The sequence below is a fragment of the Rhodococcus pseudokoreensis genome, assembly GCF_017068395.1.
Classification (GTDB): Bacteria; Actinomycetota; Actinomycetes; order Mycobacteriales; family Mycobacteriaceae; genus Rhodococcus_F; species Rhodococcus_F pseudokoreensis.
This window is the reverse complement of sequence record NZ_CP070619.1, coordinates 8,692,075-8,714,701: the sequence shown is the minus strand read 5'-3', so window position 1 is coordinate 8,714,701 and position 22,627 is coordinate 8,692,075. Positions and strand designations below refer to the sequence as shown.

General features: G+C 67.3%; 23 protein-coding genes and 2 pseudogenes. 13 read left to right on the top strand and 12 right to left on the bottom strand.

Annotated features, from left to right (window positions below; all coding sequences use genetic code 11):
* Positions 1–354 precede the first annotated feature (354 nt).
* The 5 genes and pseudogenes from JWS13_RS45070 to JWS13_RS45050 all read right to left on the bottom strand — a co-directional run.
* Positions 355–1,376: pseudogene (locus JWS13_RS45070) on the bottom strand (IS110 family RNA-guided transposase).
* 132 nt (positions 1,377–1,508) lie between these two features.
* Positions 1,509–1,649, bottom strand: coding sequence for a hypothetical protein (locus JWS13_RS45065; RefSeq protein ID WP_206011496.1), 141 nt, complete (start codon positions 1,647–1,649; stop codon positions 1,509–1,511).
* Positions 1,650–2,168: 519 nt separating this feature from the next.
* Positions 2,169–2,444 (bottom strand): hypothetical protein, encoded by a 276-nt coding sequence (locus JWS13_RS45060; RefSeq protein WP_420855040.1) that lies wholly within the window; start codon positions 2,442–2,444, stop codon positions 2,169–2,171.
* A 12-nt stretch (positions 2,445–2,456) separates the two neighbouring features.
* Complete coding sequence (locus JWS13_RS45055) at positions 2,457–3,998, bottom strand: alpha/beta hydrolase (protein WP_420855039.1); 1,542 nt, start codon at positions 3,996–3,998, stop codon at positions 2,457–2,459.
* A 141-nt stretch (positions 3,999–4,139) separates the two neighbouring features.
* Positions 4,140–4,436: pseudogene (locus tag JWS13_RS45050) on the bottom strand (cutinase family protein); the annotation flags it as partial.
* A gap of 418 nt (positions 4,437–4,854) precedes the next feature.
* Here JWS13_RS45050 and JWS13_RS45845 point away from each other — a divergent pair.
* Positions 4,855–5,262 carry a hypothetical protein gene (locus JWS13_RS45845; RefSeq protein ID WP_241032567.1) on the top strand — a complete coding sequence of 136 codons (408 nt, stop codon included), beginning with the start codon at positions 4,855–4,857 and terminating at the stop codon, positions 5,260–5,262.
* 299 nt (positions 5,263–5,561) lie between these two features.
* Positions 5,562–6,551: an Acg family FMN-binding oxidoreductase gene (locus JWS13_RS45040; protein WP_206011494.1), complete on the top strand. Its 990-nt coding sequence runs from the start codon at positions 5,562–5,564 to the stop codon at positions 6,549–6,551.
* 23 nt (positions 6,552–6,574) lie between these two features.
* On the opposite strand, the gene JWS13_RS45035 is transcribed toward JWS13_RS45040, so the two are convergent.
* Complete coding sequence (locus tag JWS13_RS45035; RefSeq protein ID WP_072951674.1) at positions 6,575–6,856, bottom strand: DUF1876 domain-containing protein; 282 nt, start codon at positions 6,854–6,856, stop codon at positions 6,575–6,577.
* A gap of 271 nt (positions 6,857–7,127) precedes the next feature.
* On the opposite strand from JWS13_RS45035, the gene rox reads away from it, so the two are divergent.
* The 4 genes from rox to JWS13_RS45015 all read left to right on the top strand — a co-directional run bounded on the left by rox (position 7,128) and on the right by JWS13_RS45015 (position 11,445).
* Positions 7,128–8,561: a rifampin monooxygenase gene (gene rox, locus JWS13_RS45030; RefSeq protein ID WP_206011961.1), complete on the top strand. Its 1,434-nt coding sequence runs from the start codon at positions 7,128–7,130 to the stop codon at positions 8,559–8,561.
* 104 nt (positions 8,562–8,665) lie between these two features.
* Positions 8,666–8,950 (top strand): hypothetical protein, encoded by a 285-nt coding sequence (locus JWS13_RS45025; RefSeq protein WP_192581939.1) that lies wholly within the window; start codon positions 8,666–8,668, stop codon positions 8,948–8,950.
* 68 nt (positions 8,951–9,018) lie between these two features.
* Positions 9,019–9,666 carry a response regulator transcription factor gene (locus tag JWS13_RS45020; protein WP_206011493.1) on the top strand — a complete coding sequence of 216 codons (648 nt, stop codon included), beginning with the start codon at positions 9,019–9,021 and terminating at the stop codon, positions 9,664–9,666.
* Positions 9,667–9,714: 48 nt separating this feature from the next.
* Positions 9,715–11,445 (top strand): sensor histidine kinase, encoded by a 1,731-nt coding sequence (locus JWS13_RS45015; RefSeq protein WP_206011492.1) that lies wholly within the window; start codon positions 9,715–9,717, stop codon positions 11,443–11,445.
* Between the two features lie 13 nt (positions 11,446–11,458).
* Here the strand turns inward: JWS13_RS45015 and JWS13_RS45010 are convergent, their stop codons facing one another.
* A complete protein-coding gene (locus JWS13_RS45010) occupies positions 11,459–11,998 on the bottom strand; it encodes a TetR/AcrR family transcriptional regulator (protein WP_206011491.1) in 540 nt (179 codons plus the stop codon).
* 53 nt (positions 11,999–12,051) lie between these two features.
* On the opposite strand from JWS13_RS45010, the gene JWS13_RS45005 reads away from it, so the two are divergent.
* Positions 12,052–12,987, top strand: a complete 936-nt coding sequence (locus JWS13_RS45005) for an alpha/beta fold hydrolase (protein WP_206011490.1) — start codon at positions 12,052–12,054, stop codon at positions 12,985–12,987.
* A gap of 60 nt (positions 12,988–13,047) precedes the next feature.
* On the opposite strand, the gene JWS13_RS45000 is transcribed toward JWS13_RS45005, so the two are convergent.
* The gene (locus JWS13_RS45000) at positions 13,048–13,794 is read right to left on the bottom strand and encodes a response regulator transcription factor (protein WP_206011489.1); all 747 of its coding nucleotides are present in this window, start codon (positions 13,792–13,794) and stop codon (positions 13,048–13,050) included.
* A 157-nt stretch (positions 13,795–13,951) separates the two neighbouring features.
* Between JWS13_RS45000 and JWS13_RS44995 the strand changes: the two genes are divergently transcribed.
* Entirely contained in the window at positions 13,952–14,800 is an 849-nt protein-coding gene (locus tag JWS13_RS44995) for an alpha/beta fold hydrolase (protein WP_206011488.1), read from the top strand.
* Positions 14,801–14,830: 30 nt separating this feature from the next.
* The gene (locus tag JWS13_RS44990; RefSeq protein ID WP_206011487.1) at positions 14,831–15,157 is read left to right on the top strand and encodes an antibiotic biosynthesis monooxygenase family protein; all 327 of its coding nucleotides are present in this window, start codon (positions 14,831–14,833) and stop codon (positions 15,155–15,157) included.
* 12 nt (positions 15,158–15,169) lie between these two features.
* Here JWS13_RS44990 and JWS13_RS44985 read toward each other — a convergent pair whose 3' ends face one another.
* Positions 15,170–15,841, bottom strand: coding sequence for a hypothetical protein (locus JWS13_RS44985; RefSeq protein WP_206011486.1), 672 nt, complete (start codon positions 15,839–15,841; stop codon positions 15,170–15,172).
* Between the two features lie 333 nt (positions 15,842–16,174).
* On the opposite strand from JWS13_RS44985, the gene JWS13_RS44980 reads away from it, so the two are divergent.
* Together JWS13_RS44980 and JWS13_RS44975 are read left to right on the top strand one after the other, a co-directional pair.
* Positions 16,175–17,683 carry an MFS transporter gene (locus JWS13_RS44980; protein ID WP_374229547.1) on the top strand — a complete coding sequence of 503 codons (1,509 nt, stop codon included), beginning with the start codon at positions 16,175–16,177 and terminating at the stop codon, positions 17,681–17,683.
* Between the two features lie 156 nt (positions 17,684–17,839).
* Complete coding sequence (locus JWS13_RS44975; RefSeq protein ID WP_206011485.1) at positions 17,840–18,265, top strand: hypothetical protein; 426 nt, start codon at positions 17,840–17,842, stop codon at positions 18,263–18,265.
* A gap of 28 nt (positions 18,266–18,293) precedes the next feature.
* On the opposite strand, the gene JWS13_RS44970 is transcribed toward JWS13_RS44975, so the two are convergent.
* Positions 18,294–18,830: a carboxymuconolactone decarboxylase family protein gene (locus tag JWS13_RS44970; protein WP_206011484.1), complete on the bottom strand. Its 537-nt coding sequence runs from the start codon at positions 18,828–18,830 to the stop codon at positions 18,294–18,296.
* A gap of 128 nt (positions 18,831–18,958) precedes the next feature.
* On the opposite strand from JWS13_RS44970, the gene JWS13_RS44965 reads away from it, so the two are divergent.
* Positions 18,959–20,119 carry a zinc-binding dehydrogenase gene (locus JWS13_RS44965; protein WP_206011483.1) on the top strand — a complete coding sequence of 387 codons (1,161 nt, stop codon included), beginning with the start codon at positions 18,959–18,961 and terminating at the stop codon, positions 20,117–20,119.
* 13 nt (positions 20,120–20,132) lie between these two features.
* Positions 20,133–21,038: a DUF4436 family protein gene (locus tag JWS13_RS44960; RefSeq protein ID WP_206011482.1), complete on the top strand. Its 906-nt coding sequence runs from the start codon at positions 20,133–20,135 to the stop codon at positions 21,036–21,038.
* A 303-nt stretch (positions 21,039–21,341) separates the two neighbouring features.
* Here JWS13_RS44960 and JWS13_RS44955 read toward each other — a convergent pair whose 3' ends face one another.
* The gene (locus JWS13_RS44955; RefSeq protein ID WP_206011481.1) at positions 21,342–21,758 is read right to left on the bottom strand and encodes a cupredoxin domain-containing protein; all 417 of its coding nucleotides are present in this window, start codon (positions 21,756–21,758) and stop codon (positions 21,342–21,344) included.
* Between the two features lie 108 nt (positions 21,759–21,866).
* The gene (locus JWS13_RS44950; protein ID WP_206011480.1) at positions 21,867–22,577 is read right to left on the bottom strand and encodes an enoyl-CoA hydratase/isomerase family protein; all 711 of its coding nucleotides are present in this window, start codon (positions 22,575–22,577) and stop codon (positions 21,867–21,869) included.
* Positions 22,578–22,627: the final 50 nt, after the last annotated feature.

Below are 22,627 nucleotides of genomic sequence, written 5' to 3'. Positions count from 1 at the left end.
TCTGCTCGTATCCGGCCTCCGTGCGGGCAACGCTGGGTGAGGGCCCCTTCGGTCAGGACGGAGCGCCCGCAGCCCCAGTGAGGACGAACGGTCTTGACCGTGGCCCGGCCCGGCGCAGACTGGTCACGGCCCCCCGAAAACGAAGAATTCAGTTGTGGGAGTACACGGTCTCCAATGTGATGCGGGTGGTTTGGGACAGCCCGGGTTTCCTCGGCTGTCGGTCATCCCTTCGCCCGGCGGTGCGGGCATGGAGCGGTGCGCTGGCAATACGCGGGGTCATTCAGATCGGCGACCACGCCGTTGACACGGGGGTCAGACCTGATTGCGGCCGCGCGCGTGTTGCCTCCGGGGTGCTCACGCCGCCGCCGTGTGGTGGGCCAGCGCGCGGATCTGTCCGTCACGCAGCCCGTAGTAGACGAGGGTGAGCAGTTTGCGGGCCGCGGCGACCTTGGCGATATTCCTGCCACGGCGGGCCTCGATGCGTTTGCGGTCGACCGAGATCTTCGTGCCGGCCGGTTGCCGCTGGATGGCCTCCACCGCCGCCCAGCGCAGCAGTTTGGAGCCCTGCTTGGTGATGTGCCCGCGGCGCACGACGGTGTCGGACTCGCGGTGCTTGGGCGTCAGGCCCGCCCACGAACACAGGTGACTGGGGGCGGTGAACCGGTGCACGTCACCGATCTCCGCGACGAACACCGCCGCCAGGGTGGGGCCGACCCGGGCAGCTCCTGAATCGCCCGATAACCAGGATGGCCACGCAACTCGGCGGCGATCCGGTCGAAGAATCGTCCCTCGTGCGCGTCGAGGACGTCGATCAGCTCGAGCAGCGACATCACCCGCTGCGCGTACGCGACACCGAGCGGCACCTGCGTCAGACGCTCACGCCCCTCGACGCCGAACAGGTCCGACACCGGGATCAACACCCCGGCCTTGGCGAGCACCGAGTGCACCTGGGCCTTCAGTCCCGACCGCAACGCGACGAGCTTGGCTCTGTAGCGCACCAGTTCCCGCAGTTCCCGTGTCGCCGGCGGGGCAATCCACGCTTCGGGCAACCGGTTCATCCGCAACAGATCCCGGGCGTCGCGTACATCGTTCTTCACCCGCCGGTACCGGAATCCCCTGACACCCAATAGATGCGCAAGGTGCACCGTGGCACCGGCCGCCTGCAGCGTGTCGGCCGCCGAGTACCAGCCATAGGTTGCCTCGAGCACCACCTCCGGATGCTCTCCGGCCTTCTCGAGCTGCAGGGCCAGTGAAGCGGGGTCGTTGACGATTCGCGCCACCGCGAGTTGCTCACCGGAATCGGTTTGCCGGACGATCACCGAGCGTTTCCGGTGCAGATCGATCCCGACGAACTGTTTTCCGTCATACTCACTCATAGGGGCCTCCTCCGACGCGTGTGGATATGACACCCCCAGCATTCGCCGGGAATTACGAGGAGCGGGAGGCCCGCCCCTTTCATCGCATCAGACCGGTCCCATGCTCATGGCAGGCGACAGGCACTCGAGCACCTACTGCGGCGTTTCTCCCACCCACGCCGGCACACTCGACAAACGCAATCCCTGGCTGCCGCCGGGTTCGTACTTCCCGATTGACTGCCGCAGAGCGGCCCCGACGTCGACCTCGGCGGTCGCCGCGTGCGACCGACTCACGATCGCAGACCTCGTGTGCGGCGAAGCGAGTCGCTGCCGGGACGCCCACCCGCCTCGATCGGCGCCTTCAGCCCCACCCTGCAGAGATGAAGAATAGTTCTGTTTCTCGCCAAATAACTTGGTGTGCTTGCACTTCCGATCGATCTCACACCTGCGTCGTCGATGCCGGAGCTGATACCTCCCCCACATCGCCGAATGCGGCCTTTCGATATCGGCGACCACCTCCACCACAGCCTCGGGCGCCGCGGTTTCCACTCCCACCTCGGCCCACGCTAAGGAGACAACACTCGAAGCATCATCCGCCGACACCTGCATCGATCGAATCACATGCTAGCTACGCTAGCTAGCGTAGCTACTTTTTCTACCTCCGCTACCAGTTCCGGGTACTTCACCGAAGACATTCCGTCGCAGCGATATTCACCCGCTGCGGGACAACCCAGGCAGCCTTTCGTCACCGTGATGAAAAATCACGACCGAGGTAGCGGCTTTGCGCCGGCGCCAGCCATCAGTCGATGTCGACTATGGGGGCGTCCCAGTGACCCCGTACTCCTTGATGTACTCCTCACCGTCAGCAATGACGCCCACCGCAACCCCGGGGACCGCGTAGTCCCCCATCGTCTTGTCGATCTTGGCGTCGAGGTCGCTGAACGCTTCCTTCGCGTTCGCCGCGACGCTCGTCGCTGTGGTGGTCGACTCCTTCGACGAACATGCCGGCGATACGAGCACCGCCAACCCGGCGACCGCCCCGCCAAGCACCGCCCGGCGCGACAACTCAGGGCCACCGACGGCGAACACTTTCGGTGGTCATCAGCGTGGCGGGAGAATGTCGTATGCCGGCAGTGGCGTCGTGTCCGTGCAGGATGTGTCCGGCTTCTCCGGATTGTCGAAAAACGACGCGATGATCTCGGCTCCGCACGGTGGCTCCGCATACACACCGTGTGCAGCTCCGGGCACTACCGCGACGATGGATTGTGAGAGATCCTTCGCGATGTAGTCGCCCCACACCGCTCCGGTCTGCCCGTCGTAGGTACCCGACAGCACAAGCGAAGGGATGTCACTGACGGTGATGTCCCGGATCGAGTCAGGGGCCTTCGGCACGTCCCACACCTTGCAGGCGTCGCGCAGGAACGGCAGCTGTGGCGCTTGGGCCCGAACGGACTCCGGGAGTTCAGGGAATTCCTTTTCCGCCTGTTGCATGGTCTGCTCGACGGTCTCGAACGGGATCCATTCACGGCACCAAATGCTCAGGGTGAGGCCCCAATGGAGGACGCCCCTGTCCGGATGCCCCCACACCTCGGCCCACCGCGAGGCAATGGGCTGCGCGTTCCCGTGTGCGAGCTCATCGACGGTTGACGGGAACTCTGTCGGTAGATGGGTAGCCACGGGGACAAACCAGTTCAGCAGCATTCCGCCGTCGACGACAACCTTCGTCTCTCCTACACCCTCGACGTTGACCGTGGTGGTGATGGGCTTCGCTTCAAGCTCGTTGACCAGCCGGATGAACGTTGCCCCCAGGTCGGGATAGCGCTCGTTGCATGCTGGCTGGTCCTCGCACGCCTTGACCATGTTGTCGAATGCTTGACGAGCACTGGCCCAGGTCCACCCCAGGGCACCAGCCGATGGAGGCGTCACTCCGTCGAACACGATCGACTCGATAGCGTCGGCGTCGTGCCGCATGTAGATCAGCGCAAGGTCGGTACCGTACGAGTGGGAGAACACATTCCACTTCTCGAGGCCGAGTGCCTTGCGTAAATCGATCAGGTCATAGGTGCTCTCGGTCGAATTGAATGCCGAGAGGTCAACGGTGGGAGCCAGGCGGTCGTGGCAGTCCTGCACCGCGTCTACGTACGCATCCCGTGTGGACTCGGCGTTCCACGCCATGCCGATTCTGTGGGCGAAGAACTCGAAAATCTCCGGGCAGGGCAACGGCGAGCTGGACGTGATGTTGCCGCGCTGTCCCATCAGGATCAGATCGCGATCACGGTTCAGCGGCACGTCCGGGTTGACCGGGGGATCGGTGACCGCATCCTGACCGGGCCCGCCCATGAGGAAGACGATCGGAGCCTTGGCCGGCGGCTGCGTTTCCGACGGAACGATCGCCACTGCCAAGCGCAAGGATCCGCTGTCTTCTCTGGTGCGGTTCACCGGTACCACCAATTCCCCGCAGCGAGCATTCTCCAGCAGTGGGACCGGATTTGGCGTCTTCGCGCACGGACCCTCGACAAACTCCGCCGGCGGACGAGCCACAGTCGTCGGTGGCGAGCCGGGCGGCTCGGAATTGCTGCTACACGCTGAGGTGACGAGAATCGAGACAAACGCAATCGCCGTTATTTGGTTCACACACCGCATGTCAACCACCCTGAATGGCGACCGCCCGAACCTTGTGTTCGAGCTCGGCCCGAGTATCTACTCGGATAAATCCTGGCACACCCATAGCAGTGGGAGCGCCGTTACCGGCGAAGCGGCCACACAGGCCGCTGAAATCGTCCTCGATACCTCGGTGAGGACCGCCGTCGCCTTGGTGAGGGCCTCGAGTTTGCTGTCGGCGTCGGTGTCGCCGTTGTCGAACGCGCGGACCATGTACGGAAGGATGTAGACCTCCGCCCGGTCCCCGTGCGGCCGCGGTCATGGCCTCGGCGACCGGTGCGAGGATCCCGACGGGATGACGGGGACGGCGGTCTCATCGGTTTCCCCGGTCCCCGGGATCAACAGGCTGAACGTCGGCGGACAGCCGGTCACCGCGACACCACCACCAGCGACGGTTGCGCACGCACCGAGAGCCACCACGCTGCGGGCTCCCCAACATCTAGATCTAGCAGCGGCGGCGGCGGACTCGTATTCGCAGACCCCGCGGTCCGATATCCATTGGCTCACCCACTGCATCGACCAATCGGAAAGCTCTGCCTGTCATTCCTTTCAACGATGCGCCCCCGCGGGCGTGCTCTCGGCGTCACGAATGCGCCTGAGAACATGTGGAACTGAGCGTACCGACTGCCTGGGCGGGCTACTTGATGCGTGATCCGCGGACGCGGTCGGCGTTGCGCGGCGGGAAGGGGGTCCGCCATCGTTGTCTTCGCGTTCGAGAACGGCAAGGTAGCGGGCGAGGGCTTCGTCGACGAGGTCGGACCAACTGTCGGGGGCGCCGGCGATGTGGCCGATCGCGGCGACAGCATTCTTGCCGTCTTCGACCTTGGCGCGGCTGCCCATGCCCAACCGAGACATGGTCCACTTCTCGGGGAGCATCGACCTGGCCGATACCCGGTTCGGAGCCACCAAGTGGTTCCCGGAGGGAATGAGCCCGCACCTGTGGTGGCCCGACGACCACACCTGGTGCGAGGCGACCGACATCGACCTCACGACCACCTACCTGAAAACCTCCATGGAATGCGCCGACGCCGCGCTCGAAGCGCTCCCCGCGACCCCGGATCAGAAGGTCACCTGCACCAGCGACACAGCCGTAAGCCCGGGCCACGTCGAAACTCAGGGACGAGGTCAACACACAGACCCGGCTCGACCGATGCCGATCACGACCGATGCCGACATCGGCCCCGATGCTCAGAAGCACATACGAACGAGCGGCGAGGCACGATCGGAAGTATCCGAGTGTGAATAATATTCACGCGGCCGGATGTGCGGCGCCGGGCCGGTAAGGCCAATTCCGCGCCGACGCCGGAGTGGCCCGGAAACCGGCCATTTCCGAATGAACGTTCGGTTCCGGGTGGTCCCCCACCGCCCGGCTGAGACTCTCCCTTTCGTCACTGTGGCGAATTAGGGTGTCACGCTCTGCCCCGGATCGCCGCCCGGCGGTGACCATTGGCCCTAACCTCGCGCCGACGGACGGCGAACACTGGGATACAGGCACCGGCGTTCCGCGCCGGCCGGGGCGGAACGCGATTCACCGAGGAGGCGATCGTGAACAGCACAATTCCCGACGAGAACGTTGTTCGCATTGCCGTGGACCTTGCCTGCCGGGCGCCGTCGGTGCACAACAGCCAGCCGTGGCAGTGGACATACGCCGACGGTCAACTCGACCTCTACACCGAACGCGGCCGCGTGCTGGCGTCGACCGACCCGTCGGGCCGGCAGTTGGTCGTCAGTTGCGGTGCGGCGCTGAATCACCTTCAGACGGCACTGATCGCTCTCAAATGGGCCGCGGACGTCCAGCGTGTCCCGGAGGGGCCACGCTCGGGTCACCTGGCAACGATTCGGTTCCGGCACGACGCCCGGCCGCAGTCACACGACTTCGATCTGCTCGCGGCGATCCGGCACCGGCACTCCGACCGCAGGCCCTTCGGTCCGGTCAGCGCCAAGACTCCGCTGCCCGCCGCGTTGGACGACGTGGTGCGCCGCCAGGACGTCCACCTGACCGTGCTGAGGCAGGAGGCGCGCCCGGCGCTCGCGAGGGCAACCGAAACAACCGCGGCCGCACGGAAATACGACTCCGCCTATCAGGCCGAGCTGCACTGGTGGGCCGGTCATTCGACCGCGCAGGGCGGAATACCCCCCGAGGCGCTCGCCACCGCGGACAACCGGGACCGTGTCGACATCGGACGCCACTTCCCGGCCGGCCGGGACGCCGGCGCGACCACGGAGACGGACCACTCGACAGTACTGGTGCTGAGCACCGCCACCGACGGTCGCGGTGAGTGGCTCCGCGCCGGTGAGGCCCTGTCCGCGGTGCTGCTGGAGGCCACCGTCGGCGGTTTGTCGACGTGTCCGCTGACCCACATGACCGAACTCCGTCAGGGCCGGGAGATCATCCGCGAACTGCTCCCCGACCGCGGGTTCCCGCAGGCGCTGATCAGGGTGGGCACCACCGAGAAGAAGTCGGCGCCGCGGCAGACGCCGAGACGGCCGGTCGAATCGGTCTTGTCGGTCGGCCGGCGTCGTGTCCCCCGCTGACGGGTGCGCGGCGGTGAGGGCAGTTATCCCGTGAGATGCACGCGGCTGTGCGTGGCCGTTTCCACGTCGGCCGCGGTGGCCTCGATCAGTTGGTGTGCGAGGTCGGACAACGCGCGTGCGGTGGCCAATTCCTCTCCGATCTCGGGAATTTCGGTGTCGTCCGGGTTTCGGCGGGCGAGTCCGGACCCGACGAACGTGCGAGTGTCGCGGGTGCGGAGCCGGGCCTGCGCGCGGGTTCTGGAGCCGCCTTCGTCCGAGTCGTGTTCGTCGATGACGATCTCCACCAACCATGTCGTCTCGTTCATGTCCGGTGGCCTCCGTTCGGTGTGAGTGCGGGACCGAGGTGGTCCTATACCCAGTGTTCTACGGCGCCGGAGGTCAAGGAACCGTGAGAATCACGGGACGACATAGGAAAGGGCAGGGAGTCGTCCACTCCGTGCCCCTTTCAACGTATAGCGCACCGGGGGCCTTGCGGCAAGACCCGGGTCGTGCCGCAGAATCTTCCGTCGAAGCCAGAACCTGCGGAAAACGCGGAGCAGCCGGCCGAAATGCAAGCGTGTCTGAATGGGGGTTTCAATGATCGACGTGATCGTTGCCGGCGGCGGACCGACCGGCTTGATGCTGGCCGCCGAGTTGCGGCTGCACGGAGTGGACGTCCTCGTGCTGGACAAGGAACCGGAGCCGACGAAAGTGGTCCGCTCGCTCGGCCTGCACGTGCGCAGCATCGAACTGATGGATCAGCGCGGCCTGCTGGACCGCTTCCTCGCGGAGGGCACACGGTACGAGGTCGGCGGCTTCTTCGCCGGCATCGACAAACCGTGGCCCGATCGGATGAACACCGCGCACGGGTACGTCCTCGGCATCCCGCAGACCGTCACCGAGCGCCTGCTGGCCGAGCACGCCACCGAACTCGGTGTCGAGATCCGGCGCGGCTGCGAACTGGTCGGGCTGAGTCAGGACGAGGACGGGGTGAGCGTCGAGCTGGCCGAGTCCCGCAGCACCCGGCTGCGCGCCCGGTATCTCGTCGGCTGCGACGGCGGCCGCAGCACGGTCCGCAAGCTGCTCGGCGTCGGTTTCCCCGGCGAGCCGTCGAGGGCCGAAACGCTGCTGGCCGAGGTGGAGTTGACGACGCCGCCGGCGGAACTGGCCGCCGTGGTGGCCGAGGTCCGCAAGACGCAGAAGCGGTTCGGCGCCATGTCCCTCGGAGGCGGGGTGTACCGCCTCGTCGCGCCCGCCGACGCCGTCACCGAGGATCGCGCAGTCCCGCCGACCCTGGACGAGCTCAAGCGACAGGTGCGGGCTCTCGCCGGCACCGACTTCGGAGCGCACTCCGCGCGCTGGTTGTCCCGCTTCGGCGACGCCACCCGGCTGGCGGAGCGCTACCGGACCGTCCGTGCGCTACTGGCCGGCGATGCGGCGCACATCCACCCGCCGACCGGCGGTCAGGGCCTCAACCTCGGCCTCCAGGACGCGTTCAACCTCGGCTGGAAGCTGGCCGCGGAGATCGGCGGCTGGGCCCCGGACGGGCTGCTGGACAGCTATGAGACCGAACGGCGCCCGGTGGCCGCCGACGTGCTGGACAACACCCGCGCGCAGATGGAGTTGATGTCCACCGAGCCGGGTCCACAGGCGGTGCGCAGGCTGCTGTCGGAACTGATGGACTTCGAGGAGGTCAACCGGTATCTGATCGAGAAGATCACCGCGGTCGGCGTCCGCTACGACTTCGGCGCGGGGCACGAACTGCTCGGCAAGCGTCTGCGGGACGTCGCGCTGAAGCGCGGTCGCCTGTACGGGCTGATGCACGGCGGACGCGGACTGCTGCTCGACCAGACGGGCCGGCTGTCGGTGGCGGGCTGGGCGGATCGGATCGACCACGTCGTCGACGTCAGCGAGGAACTGGACGTGCCCGCGGCCTTGCTGCGCCCGGACGGCCACGTTGCGTGGGTCGGTGACGATCAGCGGGATCTGCTCGATGCTCTGCCGACGTGGTTCGGTGCCGCCGACGGCTGAGGACGGACGAGTGACCTTCGGCCCTGTCATTGTGCTCGCCGTTATCGCACCGTTGTACGAGGGCCGGCGCACGACATCGGAGCCGGTGAAGGAACGAGGACATCATGTTCGAACACTCCACCGCATCGCCGCGCGAGGATCGTCATCGGTGGGAGGACGAGCCCGGCGAATTCCTGTACGTGCATCCCGCGGGGTTCGCGCTCGCGGTGGTGGCGGGAGCGGTGACCGCGGGACTGGTGGTCCTGCTCGGCGCGTGGCTCGCAACTCCCCTCGTCGGAGTCGGCGCCGCGGCGACGCTCGTCGCCACGGTGGGGTTGGCGGCGGCGATGTTGATGCCGCACCGGCCGCGCCGGCGCGGATCCGGGCCGTTTCGTCCGGCCGCGCGCTGACCGGACCGACGCTCACCGGCGTAATCTGAATTCTCCGATGGTGACGCGGCCAGGCCTGGAGGGTGCCCATGATCAGGGTTTTCCTGGTGGACGACCACGAGGTCGTCCGACGAGGGATCGCGGATCTCCTCACCTCCGATCCCGAACTGACGGTGATCGGTGAGGCCGCGTCCTATGCGCAGGCGATGGCGCGGGTGCCTGCCCTGAAACCGGATGTCGCCGTCCTGGACGTGCGTTTGCCCGACGGCAACGGAATCGAGCTGTGCCGGGAGCTGCACTCGCTGATGCCGGAGTTGCATTGCCTCATCCTGACGTCGTTCACGGACGAGCAGGCCATGCTCGACGCGATTCTGGCCGGGGCCAGCGGATACGTCGTGAAGGACATCCGGGGCATGGAGCTTGCTCAGGCGGTCCACGATGTGGGGGCGGGCAAATCGCTGCTCGACAGTCGTGCCGCCGGCGTCCTGATGGACAAGGTTCGCGCGGACGCGGATGGGAAGGACGGAATCTTCGCGCACCTGACCAATCAGGAGCGGACCTTGCTCGCCCTGCTCGGTGAAGGGCTCACCAACCGGCAGATTGCCGCACGCATGTTCCTCGCGGAGAAGACCGTCAAGAACTACGTGTCCCGGCTGCTGACCAAACTGGGTGTGGAGCGCAGGACGCAGGCGGCGGTGCTGGCCACGAAGTTACCGTCGAAACCGTCCGGCACCTGACGGGATCTATGGTTGTTCCGGCTCGCGGTGGGGTCACCGGGTGGGACAATGCGTCGTGTGACCCGTCAACCGGACGAGCGCGACCGAGGGCCCCTGCTCGGTAGCCTGTCCGAACTGAGGCTGCGTGAGCTCCTGACCGAGGTGCAGGACCGCATCGCGCAGATCGTCGATGTGCGCGATCACGTCGACGGCCTCCTCGAGGCGATGCTGGCCGTCACGTCGGGACTCGACCTCGACAACACGCTCCGCACCATCGTGCACGCGGCGATCGACCTCGTCGACGCCCGGTACGGTGCGCTCGGGGTGCTCGCCCCGACCGAGGGGCTGAGCGAGTTCGTCTACGAAGGCATCGACGAGGAGACGCGGGAGCGGATCGGCGACCTGCCTCGTGGTCGCGGCGTCCTCGGTTTCCTCATCACGGATCCGAAGCCGGTCCGGCTGGTGGACCTGTCCCGGCACCCCGTGTCGGTGGGATTCCCTCCCGACCATCCGCCGATGAAAACCTTTCTGGGAGTTCCTATTCAGGTCCGGAACGAGGTGTTCGGGAATCTGTATCTCACCGAGAAGGCCAACGGTGCGCAGTTCACCGAGGACGACGAAGTGCTTCTCCGCGCGCTCGCGGCCGCCGCCGGTATCGCGATCGAGAACGCCCGCCTGTACGAGGAGTCCCGGACGCGGCAGGCGTGGCTGGAGGCGACACGGGAGATAGCGACCGAGTTGCTCGCCGGCAGCGAGACCGCGGAGGTGCTGCAGGTGATCGCCGACGACGCGCTTTCCCTGACCGCCGCCGACAGCGCCTTTCTCGCGGTGCCCGACGATCCGGACATCCCGTCGGACGAGGTCACCGAGCTCGTGGTCACGGCGTCGGCGGGGACGGTGTCGGATCGCATCATCGGCCGGGCGATCCCGGTCGAGAGGTCGACGTCCGGTGAGGCATTCCGGGAGAGGACCCCGCTCCGGGTCTCCGCGCTGGCATTCGATCCCGGGTTCGAGACCGGAGCCCGGTTCGGTCCGGCGCTGGCGCTCCCCCTGCGCGCCGCGCAATCGGTGTCCGGCGTGCTGGTGACGCTCCGTCATGTCGATGCGGCGCCGTTCACGGACGATCAGCTGGCATTGATGTCAGGTTTCGCGGATCAGGCGGCCGTCGCACTGCAACTGGCCAACAGCCAACGCCGGATGCGTGAGCTCGACGTCCTGTCCGATCGCGACCGGATCGCGCGTGATCTGCACGACCACGTCATCCAGCGGCTGTTCGCGGTCGGCCTGTCGTTGCAGAGCACCCTGCAGCGGGCGAAGGCTCCTGTCGTCAAGGACCGGCTCGAACAGTCGATCGACGACCTGCACGACATCGTGCGCGACATTCGCACCGCCATCTTCGACCTGCACGGCGGTTCGGGCGGGATGACTCAGTTCCGGCGGCGGCTGCACGAGATCGTCGCCGAGACGACCGCGGATTCCGGGTTGCGCACGACCGTGCACATGTCCGGTCCGCTGTCCGTCATCGACGCTTCGCTCGCCGAGCATGCCGAGGCGGTTCTGCGTGAGGCGTTGAGCAACGCGGTCCGGCACGCGGGAGCCGACACGGTGACGGTCAGTATCTCCGTGTACGACGATCTCGCGATCGAGGTAGCGGACGACGGCAAGGGGTTCGAGGAGACCGTCGTCACCAGCGGGTTGGACAATCTGGCCTCCCGGGCACGGGAAGTGAACGGGCACTGCGTCATCGACTCGACACTGGGCGGTGGAACGACGCTCCGGTGGTCCGCTCCCCTTCCGTGAGTCGGGGTGCGCGTCAACTGAGCGCTGCCCGCACCACCAGGTTGAAGGTCGGCCGCGGATCGGTGGTGTCTCCGCGGGCGATGCGATGCAGGATCAGCCCCTCCGCGCAGGCCATGAGTGCGGTGGCGGCGGTCTGCGGGTCCCGCGCCCCCAGGTGGGCGAATGCCGAGACGACCGACGCCTCCATGGCGGTGCGTCCGCGTGCCAGCGCTTCCCGGAGAACGGGGTCGCGGCCGGCCTCGAGGAACAGGACCAGTCGTGCCGCGGTGACGGTGCGGTTGGCGACGGTCGTGTAGTCGATCAGACCGCAGACCGCGTCGACGAGGTCTTCTGCGGATGCCGGTGCCAGCATGGTGACTTCGGACATTTCACGTTCCGCGATCGCGTCGACGGTCCCGGTGAGAAGCGCGGCCCGGGTGCGGAAGTAGTTGGACGTCGACCCTTTCGGGAGGCCGGCGCGGTCGTCGATCCGCGCGTGGGTGAGCGATCGCAGACCCTCGGTTCCGAGCAGGTCGATCGCGGCGTCGAGCGCTTTCGTTCTCGTGGTCGTCACCCGGCTACTATAAACATAGTGACTTCCTACTATGATCGTAGTAGCGTGAGGTCATGAGGCACGAGACCCGCGACAACGGCAGAGTGTCCGGACCGAACGGTGTGCCGGACAACACCTTTCCCCGATTGGACGGGGTTCGGCACCGTTACGTCCGGCTCCCCGGCCTGCGGATGCACGTGGCCGAGGCCGGTCACGGCGAACCGGTGGTGCTGCTCCACGGCTTCCCCCAGCACTGGTGGGAGTGGCGCGGGGTCGTCCCGGGACTGGCCGCGCACTACCGGGTGATCTGCCCGGATCTGCGCGGTGCCGGCTGGACCGACGCTCCGCCCACGGGATACACCCGCCCGCAGTTGATCGCCGACATCGAGGCGCTGCTGGACGCGCTCGAACTCCACCGGGTCTGCCTCATCGCGCACGACTGGGGCGCACTGCTCGGGTACGAGCTGTGCCTGAACGCACCCCACCGGGTCCGGAAGCAGATCAGCCTCGGTGTCCCACACCCCTTCATCCGTTTCGACCCACGGTTGCTGACGACGATCGCACGGCACGGCTGGTTCCAACCCGTCATCGCCGCGCCGTTCCTCGGTCCACAATTGCTGAGCCGCGGACGTCAACGCCTGACATACCACTTGCTGCGGGGTTTCACGACGGACCGGAACACGTGGTCGGACCGCGACGTCGAACTGTTCGCCGGACGGTTGCGCGAACCGGCGCGCGCCCACGCGGCGTCCGCTCTGTACCGCTGCTTCATCGTGCGTCAGGCGGCGCGGATCATGGCGGGCACATACCGGCACACCCGGCTCGTCACTCCCACCCGGGTGCTCGTCGGCGCCGAGGACCCCATCGTGCGCCCGGAATTCCTCGGCGGCTTCGAGGGTCACACCGACGACTTGGGTATCGAGTTCGTCGACGGTGCCTCGCATTTCCTCGTCGACGAGCGGCCGGATGTGGTGCTCGAACGCGCGCTCGCATTCTTCGCCTCGACCTGAGCGGACCGCGAATCATAGAGTCACCCAGTCAGGCAGTGCGACCATTCCCGCAGGCCGGTGTCACGACGCGGCGACGGACACCTGACGGGCAGGGTCGTTGGTCTCCGTGCGTACGTCCTCGCCGAGAGCGAAACCCACGCCCCTCACGGTGTGGACGACATACGGCGATCCGACGGCCACCAGCTTCCGCCGGAGGGAGCAGATGTAGGCGTTGAGGACGTTCGTCTTCGATTCGACGGTCACACCCCACACCATCAGCATGAGGTCGCGGCGGGTGACAACCCTGCCGATGTTCTGCGCGAGCACGGTGAAGAGGATGAATTCCGTCCTGGTCAGCGTGGTACGCAATCCGTCGTAGTCGGTGTCGTGCTGTTCCTCGCACAGGCAGAGGTCCTGGCTGTCGGCGGGCACCGGCGCGGGCACCTCGGGTTTCACACGCCGGAGGATCGCGCGGAGCCGGGCGACGAGTTCGTCCGCACCGACCGGGATCTCGAGCACGTCGTCGGCGCCGGCCTCGAGGAGATCGCTGCGACGGTTCCCGGAGCGGAAGGTGCCGATCACCACGATGGCGAGCGCGAATCGCATCGCCTTCAACCCCCGAACCGTGGTGTCGGCGTCGAGATGCGGTGATCGTGCGTCGACGATCACCACGTCGGGGGGTTCGATCCGCGAGCGCACCGGCTCCGCGTAGGTTCGCGTGACGAAGAATCCGCCGTCTCGGAGGCGTTCGACGAGGGAGCTTTCCACGTCGGCGTCGATGAGCAGGACACGCGGCCGGGCGACTGCCGGGCTCGACACAGAGTTCATGCGGATTCCTCCTGTTTTCGAGCCTCACGTCGGTGTGCCGATAGATCAACCCGGCGCCGAAGATCAAGTTCCCACGCCGCAGTTGATGACGATATCGAGCGGAACTCCCCTATCGTTACGGTGAGACCGCTGCATCACCCGATCGGGAGGTCGCTGTATGCCGGAAATGCGACACATCGCACTGCACGGGGACGACGTGGCCTACCGGCTGAGCGGTGAGGGCGAGACGCTGCTGCTCGTACACGGGATGGCCGGAAGTTCGGCGACGTGGCGTGCGGTTCTCCCCCAGTTGGCGCAGCGCTACCGGGTGCTGGCACCGGATCTGCCCGGTCACGGTGATTCCGCCAAACCGCGCGGCGATTATTCGCTCGGCGCGTTCGCCGCGTGGCTGCGCGACCTGTTGCACGAGTTGGAGATCGAACGGGTGACCGTCGTCGGGCAGTCGCTCGGCGGCGGGGTGGCGATGCAGTTCAGCTATCAGCATCCCGAACTGTGCGAGCGCCTGGTCCTCATCGGCAGCGGCGGACTGGGACCGGACGTGAACTGGACTCTGCGGTTGCTGGCGGCGCCCGGGTCCGAGTTCCTGCTTCCCCTGATGGCGCCTGCCGCGATTCGCGACGCCGGCAACAAGGTTCGCAGCTGGCTGGCGGCGATCGGGGTTCAGTCGGTTCGCGGCGACGAGATGTGGCACGCCTATTCGTCGCTGTCCGATCCGGACACCCGGCAGGCGTTCCTGCGGACGCTCCGAGCGGTCGTCGACCATCGGGGACAGGCGGTGAGCGCGCTGAGCCGGCTGTATCTGAACGCGGGTCTCCCCACCCAGCTGATCTGGGGCGATTCGGACGGCATCATCCCGGTCTCGCACGGTTACGCGGCGCACGAGGCGATGCCCGGGAGCCGGCTCGCCGTCCTCGCCGGTATCGGCCACTACCCGCACCTCGAGGATCCGGCCGCGGTGGTCGGCATCATCGACGACTTCGTGTCCACCACGCCCGCACGCATGTGAACCTGTCCGCCCACAGGAAGGTCGGGAATCATGGCTCCCACTTCGATCGACGCCACCGACGACGTCGTCACCCTGGTCAACGTGTTCACTGTGACACCGGAGACTCAGCAGCGGCTGGTGGAACTGCTCGGCCGGGCCACCGAGGAGGTGATGCGGCATCGCCCAGGTTTCGTGTCCGCCAATATTCACGCAGGTCTGGACGGCACCCGGGTCGCGAACTACGCGCAGTGGCGCAGCGTCGAGGACTTCCGGGCGGCACTGGAGGATCCGGTGGTGCGCGAGCACATAGACGAGATCACGACGTTCGCGACGGCCGACCCTCAGCTGTACCGGGTGGTGTCGACGCATCACGCCTGACGCGGGTCCCGTCTACGGTGACTCGGATCGGGCGGCGCGCAGGCGTCGTCCGGTGACGAGGATGTAGATGCTGACCAGCAGCACCCAGGCGGGGAACGCCAGCGTCGTCCACAGGCTGAAGCTGACGACCAGCAGCAGGGCCAGGGCGAGCAGGTACGTGGTCACGACGAGGAATCGCGGCATCAGTCCGGTCCGGAGCCAGATCGTTCCCAGCGAGATCATGAACACCGCCGCCATGCGCAGCGCGTAGACGTGATTGATCTGCAGCATGATCTCGCGGCCGAAGTAGACGATCTCGTCCGCGGAGCTGCCCGAGTGCCGGGCGATCGCGAGGACGCCGCCCGCCACGCCCATCGACACGAAGCCCATCGCGAGGAACAGCAGGCCACTGCCCAGGAATACCGTCGCGAAGAAACGGTCCTCGAGGTCGCCGAGACGGTCGCGGATGACGCCGATGAACCAGAGGAACGCGATGCCCGCAAAGGGGGCGAGCACGAGGGCCGTCTTGATGCGCGTCTCACCGCTTCCCACCCAGGGTGTTTCGTCGAACGGGTCGGCGGGCAGCGCTGTGTGCAGGAGGACGAGACTGGCGGAGAAGAACGCGGCGAACACGATTCCCGCGACGGCCGCCGAGCGTGGCGTTCTCAGCCGACGGATCTGTTTCTCGCGCTGCATCTCGGCCATGGGTCAATACTCGCTCGAGCGGTGACCGGGAATCACCGATTCGCGTCAACCGACCCCTTGCCCAAACGAAGAAACCGACCGCAGCGTCTGCTACGCCCGATTCGGCGGCCCGAACTGGCCTTTCCCCGGGCGCGAGTGCAGACCGGGCATGTCGGCCTCCCGCTGGGCGGAACGCCGCATGGCGTGCCGCATCCCCGAGAACTGTGATGTCAATTACACATTCGCGAGACTTCGACCACCGAATGTGACCACCCACCCCTACCGCCCGGCTAGGGCGCGCCGCACTGCCGCGGCGCCGCCACGAATTCCCGGGCAGGTATTCGAAAGGACCCGATGATGGTCACCCATGCGCCAGACGGCGGATCGGCTCGGACGCGACAGCAGGACGTCGCCGACGAGCGATGGACTCCCAGACTGATCTTCTCGCTCGCCTCGATCGTGTTGCTGCTGGAGATGCTCGCGGTCAGCTACATGATGATCTCGATCGCGTTGCCGCAGATCGTCACCCACTACCGGACGACGCAGGGTGCGTGGTTGCTCACGTCGTTCCTGCTGGTGGGGGCAGTCACCTGTCCGCTGATCGGCAAGCTCGCTGACACCCACGGCAAGCGCAAGCTGCTGCTGACGGCCGTCGGCCTGTCTGCGGTCGGGTCGCTGATCTCGGCGATCGCACCGACGTACGCGGTGCTGATCGCCGGCCGCTCCCTGACCGGGCTACTCGTGCCGTGCCTGTTCCTGAGCTATTCGCTGATCCGCGACGTCTTCCCCGCCCGGACGGTGGCGCTGGCGGTCAGCATCGCCACGAGCGGCATGGGGCTCATCGCGATCCCCGCACCGTTCTTCACCGGCTGGCTGATCGACAATTTCGGCTTCCGGAGCATTTTCTGGTTCTTCCTGGCCGGTCTCGTGGTCCTCAGCGTCCTGATCCGGGTGACGACCGACGAATCGACCGTCCGCCTGCGTTCGCGCATCGACCTGATCGGCGCCGCGCTCCTCGGCGCGGGACTCGCCGGAATCCTCGTCGGCGTGAGCTTCGGGCCGTCGTGGGGCTGGACGTCGGGGTCGACCGTCGGGTTCATCGCCGGCGGTGTCGCCCTGTTGGTGGCGTGGATCGTGTCCGCGCTCCTGCTTCCTGACCCGCTGATCGATGTCCGGTTCTTCGGTAAGCGGCCCGTGTTCCTGACGGCACTCGGCGCCGGATTCTGCTACGGCACGTCGTCAGTGTTCACGATCATGCTCCCGATGATGTGCATGACCCCGGCGATCCTGGGACTCGGCTACGGATTCGGCATCAGCGCAGAGGGATTCGCAATCTTCCAGGCGCCGCTGGGTGGTGCGGTGGTGATCGGCGGACTGATCGTCGGGACCCTGGTACCGCGGAACGTGCGGCCGCGGATCCTGATGGTCGTGGGCATGCTCGTGATGGCGGCGGCTTGCCTGCTCACGGCGACGATCCACGACGACAAGGCGCTGCTGATCGGTTTCGCCGCCCTGCTGGGGCTGGGAATGGGCATGGGGTACGCCTCCATCCCGAACCTCCTCATCGCCGCGGTGCCCCCGCAATTGCAGGCGACGACGGCGAGCATGGTGGCGGTGTTCCAGAGCATTCTGCCCGCCATCCTTCCGGTCATCGCCTTCACCGTGTTGAACTCGCACATCGCGACCGTTGTGCAGGGCGCCGTCTTCTACACGGACACCGGCATCACCATCGCGTTCGTGATCGGCGCGATCTCGGCGCTGCTGGGCGCGGTGGTGGCCGTCGCGCTGCCCCGCAGGATTTCGCAGTTGAGCGCACCCCGTGCCGAGTCCACGTCGGCGACCGACGTGGTTCTCGCCCACTGAGCGGCTGGTCATGACGTCGTCGCCGCGTCCCTACACGGGGCGCGGCGACGACCACCGGGCGGCCCGCTACGTCGAAACCGCTCCCGGCCGTCGGCCGAGTGGGAGGCTGAAGTGGGAAACAGTTCTCTGGTTCGACTCGGACGACAGGAGACCACCATGCGACTGACCACACTCGGCGACCTTCCCGGACGCATCGCGACCGGGGGCTTCATCCTCCATACGGGATTGCAGAAATGGTCGGCGGACGAGCAGACCGCCCAGGGCGTTCACGGTATGGCGGCGGGCGCGTTCCCGTTCCTGAATTCGATTCCGCCGGAACGATTCATAAAGCTGCTGTCGATCGCCGAGATAGGCACGGGCGCAGCGTTACTCGCACCGTTCGTGCCCACCGTTGTGGCGGGGGCCGCGCTCACCGGGTTCTCCGGCGGTCTCGTGGCCATGTACGCGAGGACCCCCGCTTTGCGGAACCCCGGCAGCATCTGGCCGAACGAGAACGGCACCGCCGTCGCGAAGGACACGTGGATGCTCGGGATGGGGCTCGGTTACGTGCTCACCGGGTGGTCGCGGCTCCGCAACCGCTGACCGTCCGGCGGTGACGTCGACGCTCGCGTCACTGTTCGGGGACGGCGCAGAAGTCGCTGTCGGAGAAGCCCGACGGCCGCACGCCGAGCGCCTGGTTGAGGCGTCCGCGGTGGTTCTCCCAGGCGATGGCCGCGGCGAGTTCGGTCAGCTGGGCCTCGGAGAAGGCGGCGAGGAGCGAACGCCGCAGTTCGTCGCCGATGTGGGCGGGGGTGCGTGTCATCGCGTCGGCGAACTCGAGGACCAGTTTCTCGGTGTCGTCGAACGCGGAACTCTCGCGGAATGCCGGCAGTGCGCGCAACTGGGCGTCGCTCACTCCGAGCGCACGACTGAACGCCGAGCCGATGTCGAGGCAGTACTCGCAGTTGGTCAGCGCGGCCGCCTTGATCTCGGCGAGCGCCTTCAACCGAGGGTCGACCCGGGCGCTCGCCGCCAGCGCGACCTCGTGGAATCCGACGGCCGCGAGCAGTTGCGGTCTGCGTCGCATCCAGCGGAACAGGTCTGCCCGGTTACGGCGGGCGGTGGGAAAGACGCGGCGAAACGAGTCCATCTGACCGAGGACGCTCATGCTGTCGGTCTACACCCGCGGCCGGGTCGAGACAACCCCTGGACCATTCGGCAATCGTCGTGTCCCGGCGGCGGGAGTGTTCTACGTTCGGAACTGAGGCCGACCCCGCCGCACCCCGAGGAGTCACCATGAAGGCAGTCGTCTGCACCGAGACTCGCCTGGAGTTGGGTGACGTCCCGGCTCCCGTCCCGGCCAGGGGTCAGGTGTTGATCGACGTGTCCCGGTGCGGGATCTGCGGCTCGGACCTGCACGCCCGCGTGCACGCCGACCAGATGGCGGAACTGGCGGCCGCGACCGGCTACCGCGACTTCATGCGTTCCCGCCAGCGGGTCGTGCTGGGTCACGAGTTCAGCGGCAGCGTCGCCGGCTACGGGCCCGGCTGCCGGAAGCGGTGGCCGGTGGGTACCGCGGTGGTGGCGTTGCCGATCATCCGCACCGGAGCCGGGATTCACCTGACCGGCCTGTCGGCGTCGGCACCCGGCGGCTACGCCGAACAGGTGGTGGTGCAGGAGTCGATGACGCTGCCGGTTCCGAACGGCCTGACGGCGGAGAAGGCGGCCCTGACCGAGCCGATGGCGGTGGCGTGGCACGCGGTGCGCAAGGGGGACGTCGGCAAGCGCCGGAACGCGATCGTCATCGGGTGCGGCCCGATCGGTCTGGCGGTGATCACCATGCTGAAGGCGACCGGTGTCCGGACCGTGGTGGCCGCCGACTTCTCCACCCGCCGCCGCGAACTCGCCCGGCAGTGCGGTTCCGACTTTGTCGTCGACCCGGCCGCGGCCTCGCCCTGGACGTCGTATCCGCGACGTCGGGAGACGACGTCGATCACGGACGTCCTCGGTCTCGGACTGGACACCATGGAGAAACTGCGCCGAATCCCGAGGCTGCCGTGGTGGCACGCGTTCGCCCTCGCCGACGCGGTGGGTGCGACACCGTCCGGGCCGGTCGTCTTCGAATGCGTCGGCATGCCCGGCGTCATCGACGGCATTCTGGCCGGGGCCCCGCTGCGGTCCCGCGTCGTCGTGGTCGGGGTGTGCATGGAGAACGACACGTTCCGGCCGGCGCTCGCGGTCAACAAGGAGATCGAACTGCGCTTCGCCGTCGCTTACGACCCCCGCGAATTCCGCGACACCCTGCACATGCTCGCCGACGGAAAGGTCGATCCGACACCGCTGATCACCGGCACGGTCGGCCTGCCCGGGGTCGAATCCGCGTTCGCCGCGCTCGGTAACCCCGAGGTGCACGCGAAGATCCTGATCGACCCCGAGATCAGCACCGCTTCCCTGTGATTCGCCGCCGCCCATGAATGCCCACCATCCCCGCCTCCGATGGGTCGCCCCGGCGCTTCTCCTCGCGCTGATCTACGCTGCGTCGCTCACGGTGTACGGGTTGAGCAGCCGGACCGCGGAGGACGAGGGACCGTTCGAGGGCAGCACCGACGAGGTCGTGGTTCTGGTGACGGCGAAGTCGTTGCAGCCGACGACCGACCGGGTGCAGGCCGAGGTGACGATCGCCGTCGGCGAGGAGTACCTGCACGCCAACGGCGACACGCTGAATCGGGACATCACCCTGTTGCTCTTCCCGAGCACCAGTCATGAGGAGATCGTGTTCCGTGCGGGCGCCGCACCGACGACGTTCGACACCGAGTTCATCGCCACCGGCAACGCGGCGTACTGGCCGTTCGACCGGTTCGAGGTGAACCCGATGGTGGTGGAGGCGTACGAGGGCGCGGGCGCCGACCGCGAATTGCTGCCCACGGGTCTCCTGGTGGACGGCCGAGTCGACGGGTGGAAGGCGCGGGCCGAGGCGGTGGCCGTCGACACGGACCTCTCGCGGAACGGCACCGGCGCCGCGCTGTTGTTCGCACGCACGGGCGGGAACCTGATCTACGCCGGCATCCTCCTGCTGATGATGACGATCCTCGCAGGGCTCGCCGCGTTCGTCGCGCTGCAGACATTCCGGCGCAAGCGGGCCGTCAACACCGACATGCTCGGCTGGATGGCGGCGATGCTGTTCGCGGTCGTGCCGTTGCGCGGAATCCTGCCGGGAAGCCCGCCGATCGGGTCGTGGGTGGACATCGCGCTCACGGTGTGGGTGGTTTCCACCCTCGTCGCGTCACTGGCGTTGTTCGTCTTCTGCTGGTGGCGGGACAGCGATCAGCCCGCTCGGCCCGACGTGGTTGCCACGAGCGCGACGGATTCGGAATAGTCGATGCCATGGTGCGCCGAACGGGGAGAGTGATGCCGCCGTGGTATCTCGGCCCCGTCAACAAGGTGATCGTCGGCCTGCATCGGCTGGGGGTTCCGATGCCGATGCCGGCGCTCACCGTCCCGGGCCGGAAGACGGGGGTGCTGCGGTCGACGCCGGTCTCGCCGTACGAGGTGGACGGCCGAACCTACGTCGTCGCCGGGTACGCGGAGTCGGATTGGGCGAAGAACGCCCGCGCAGGCGTTCGCGGCCGCGGCCGACCGGTGCGAGGTGTTCCGCATCGAGCCGCTGGACTGACGGGGGTCACCGAACTTCGAGCGTGCCCACCATGTTCGGGTGGTAGGTGCAGTGGAAGGCGAACGTGCCCGGCTGGCCGGGCACCGTGAGCGTCGCGGTCGCGCCCGGTTCGACCTCCACGTCGAACAGGTCGCCGGTGTCTGCGGTCACGGTGTGCTCGGCGGTGTCGTCGTTGCGGACGGTGACCTGCTCTCCCGGCGCAAATGTGCCGGGCAGCGTGTACTTGAAGTCGCTGATCACGATCTCCCGTGCACCCGCAGGCATGGACATCGGCATCGAAATCGACGGCATGTCGGTCATCATGTGGTCCCCGCCGTGCTCCGATTCGGAGGAAGCGGACGAGTCGTCGCTGTCGTTACCGCACGCAACCAGCGCGAAGGCGGCCAGCAGGATCGGCAGGACAAGTGTCAGTACGCGTTTCATGATGGTCGCCTCCGGGGTGCCGGTGGTAGCGGATGCCCGACGCCCCGCTCCTCGCGGGAGTAGTACCCGTTTTCCCGGAAGACACCCCTCGGTGTGCGTGGCGACGCGTCAGCCGCCGTTCAACGCCTCCTGCGTCTCGAGGTTCGCGACCGGGGTGCGCAGCGAGGCGACGGCGTCGGCGTAGAGGGAGGACTTGATCTCGCCGAGCGTGCGGCCACGCGTCGCGACGAGTCCTTGCGCGTGTGCGACGGCGTCGGCGAGCACCTGCTGCTCGGGGGCGACCTCGTCGACTAATCCGAGTTCCTTCGCCGCGGTGCCGCCGTACCGCCGGCCGGTCACCAGGGCGGTGTGCACCGCCCTCGCCGGCAGGCGGGCCGCGAGCAGCGCGATGCTGCCGGGCGCGTAGCTCGCCCCGATGGTGATGCCCGGCAGGCAGAAGTAGCCGCGGTCCTCCCGCATCACCCGGTGGTCGTGGGCGGCCGCGAGGATGGCGCCGCCACCGAAGGTGTGCCCGGTCAGCGCGGCCACGGTGGGCAGCGGGAAGGTGAGAATACGCGCGAACAGGGCCTGCACACGGTCGATGTAGGAATTCAGCTTGTCGGTGTTGGCGAGGACCCAGGCGGTGTCGAGACCGGTGGAGTAGAACTTCCCGACCGCGGTGGTCACCAGCGCGGCGGGGCCGTCGTGCTGCTCGACCCGATCGAGGAGACCGTCGACACTCGCGATCCAGTCCGGGTGGAAGGCGTTCTCGCTGTCCCGTTCCCCCTCCTCACCGAAATACAGGACGAACACATCACCCGAGCGTTCCAAGTACGGCATGCGGCGAGGCTACCCGCAGACCGGCGCGTTGCGCCCCTCGAGCACGCCCG